This window comes from Neorhizobium sp. T7_12, from assembly GCF_002968535.1.
Lineage (GTDB): Bacteria > Pseudomonadota > Alphaproteobacteria > Rhizobiales > Rhizobiaceae > Neorhizobium > Neorhizobium tomejilense.
The window spans coordinates 1-402 of the sequence record NZ_PVBK01000059.1; the positions used below are offsets into that span (position 1 = coordinate 1).

1 protein-coding gene is annotated in these 402 nt (G+C 48.5%); it reads right to left on the bottom strand.

All coding sequences use genetic code 11. From position 1 onward, the window contains the following. On the bottom strand, nucleotides 1–266 hold a 266-nt coding region (locus C5J26_RS33065; protein WP_206051252.1), incomplete at its 3' end, for a hypothetical protein. Nucleotides 267–402: the final 136 nt, after the last annotated feature.

The window sequence follows — 402 nt, forward strand, 5'->3', positions numbered from 1 at the left end:
GTCCAGGTGTCGGAGGTGATGGGAATCGGCGTTTCCAGATCCACGATGCCGCAGTTGGCAGATTTGGTCAGCTCGACAAGTTCCCCGGAAAGCTCACGGGCCTCCAGCAGTGTATTCAGGTTCGTTTCGTGTTTGTAGTTGTTTGCGATCAAGGTCATGAAGCCGCTAACGGCTATTCCCAGAAGTGCCAAAGAAAGCAGAGCCTGAATTAAGCTGAAGCCATTTTGATTTCTTAACGCGTGCATTTGTCCCTCGGGTACGGTCATGAGAGGTCCGGGTCTGTATCGGAAGGAAAAGTCAGGTTCTCGAGGGAAATAAAATTCTTTTGTTCGCAGCAAAAGAATTACCATCTCCCTCGCGGTAAATTTTCATACTACTGATGTATGTTGTCCATGTCAGAGA